This window comes from Kineococcus vitellinus, assembly GCF_009906315.1.
Lineage (GTDB): Bacteria > Actinomycetota > Actinomycetes > Actinomycetales > Kineococcaceae > Kineococcus > Kineococcus vitellinus.
In genome coordinates, this window is sequence record NZ_JAAALL010000493.1 from 1 (window position 1) to 1,851 (window position 1,851).

The window sequence follows — 1,851 nt, forward strand, 5'->3', positions numbered from 1 at the left end:
GCGACGGGCACGCGCGGCGCGGGGGTGCGGACGGGGCGGCGCCGGGCGGCCTCGAAGAGGGCGTCGACGCGGGCGCGCTCCTCGGGGGAGCGGCCGGTGACCGCGGAGACGACGAGGAAGACGACGAGGTTGAGCGTGACGCCGACGATGCCGCCGGTGATGCTGCCCAGCACCCGGATGTCGTCGGGGTACAGGCCGGTGAGGCCGGCGGCGACGACGAACCCGGAGACCATGCCGGCGATGGCGCCCTGCTTGGTGCCGCCGCGCCAGAAGATGCCCAGGAACAGCGGCACGGCGAGCTGCACGATGCCCTGGTAGGACACCTGCGCCAGCAGCTGCAGGCGGTCCATGCTGAACGTCAGGTAGGCGACGACGCCGGCCAGCGCCATGAAGGCGACCATGCTGCCCTTGGCGACGGCGGTGAGCTGGCGGTCGCTGAGGTCCTTGCGGGCGCTGCCGACGATGTCGTTGGCGATCTGCAGGCCGCAGACCTGCACGGCGCCGTCGATGTGGCCCATCGAGGCGGCGAACACGACGGTCACCGCCAGGCCCAGCACCCAGGTGCCGCCGAACTCCCCGAGCAGCGTGAACCAGCCGTTCTGCGGGTCGGCGGCGACAGCGGCGACGCGGGTGCCGGCGATGCCCACGAGCATGAGCAGCGTGTAGAACACCCCGGAGATGAGGATGGTGCGCACCGTGCCGGCCTTGACCGAGCGGACGCTGGAGGCGGTGTAGATGCGCTGGAAGCTCGTGGGCCAGCACAGCGAGCCGACGACGCCGGTGAAGATGAGGCTGAACAGGTACCAGGGCCCGTAGGCGCCGCCGTCGCCGGGGACCTGCAGGACCTCCTGCCCGACGCGGGAGAGGTCGGAGAAGCTGATGGGCGAGCCGCCGGCCCCGGTGAGCATGAGCACGCAGACCACGGCGGCGACCACGTAGGCGACCACGCCCTGGAACATGTCGGTCATCACCAGCCCGCGCATGCCCATCTTCACCGTCCAGAACTGCCGGACGACGATGACGGCCAGGCCGACGAGCAGGCAGGCCGTCAGCGACCAGGCGCCGTCGCTGGCGATCTCGAAGAGGCTGCCGAGCGCCTGCATGCCCAGGACGACCCAGGGGAACATCGAGACGACGCCGATGACGCTGGCGACGAGCTTCACGCCCGTGGAGCCGAACCGCATGCCCAGCAGGTCCGGCTGGGTGCGCAGGTCGAACCTCGCGCCCCAGCGCCAGGCGCGGGTCGCCATGAGGTACATGAACGTGACGCCGAGGGTGGAGTAGGCCAGGCCGTAGAGGCCGAACACCCCGGCACCGGCCGCGAGGCCGAAGAAGGCGATGAACGTGGAACCGGGCCACCAGGAGTTCACGTAGCTCATGGCCACGTACCAGGGGCCGTAGCTGCGCCCGCCGACGGCGTACTCGTCGAAGCTGGGCTGCGAGCGCTGCTGGGTGGCGTAGAGGATGACGATGACGATGCCGTAGAAGACGGCGAGCATCGAGAGCATGGTGATCACGCGGCACCTCCGGCGGTCGCGGCGGCGCCGAGCTCGATCTCCTCGTCGAGCTCACCCCGCACGTCCTCGATCGCGTACTTCGCCCACAGGGCGAGGCCGATGACGAGCGCGTCGAGGATCCAGTAGGCGATGCTGAACGGCATCCCGAGGAAGCCGCCGCGGATCCCGCTGGCCGCCAGGTACAGCGGCGGGAAGAGGGCGGCGAGCAGGGTGGCGCCGTAGACGATCCCGAACGCGGTGTCGATCACCGTCGACGGCAGGTTTCTGATGTACGACTTCACGGTCCACCTCGTGGTCGATCGCGGTCTGGGGGTGCGGGGCACCTGCCGGGGGG

The 1,851-nt window shown here is 70.6% G+C and carries 2 protein-coding genes; both read right to left on the bottom strand.

The annotated features are described in order from the left end of the window. Nucleotides 1-1,517 (bottom strand): sodium:solute symporter family protein (locus tag GTQ99_RS22765; protein WP_166617946.1); only part of this gene is annotated, 1,517 nt, incomplete at its 3' end. Beyond that, complete coding sequence (locus GTQ99_RS22770) at nucleotides 1,514-1,765, bottom strand: hypothetical protein (RefSeq protein ID WP_205708070.1); 252 nt, start codon at nucleotides 1,763-1,765, stop codon at nucleotides 1,514-1,516. The genes GTQ99_RS22770 and GTQ99_RS22765, both read right to left, overlap by 4 nt. Nucleotides 1,766-1,851 lie beyond the last annotated feature (86 nt).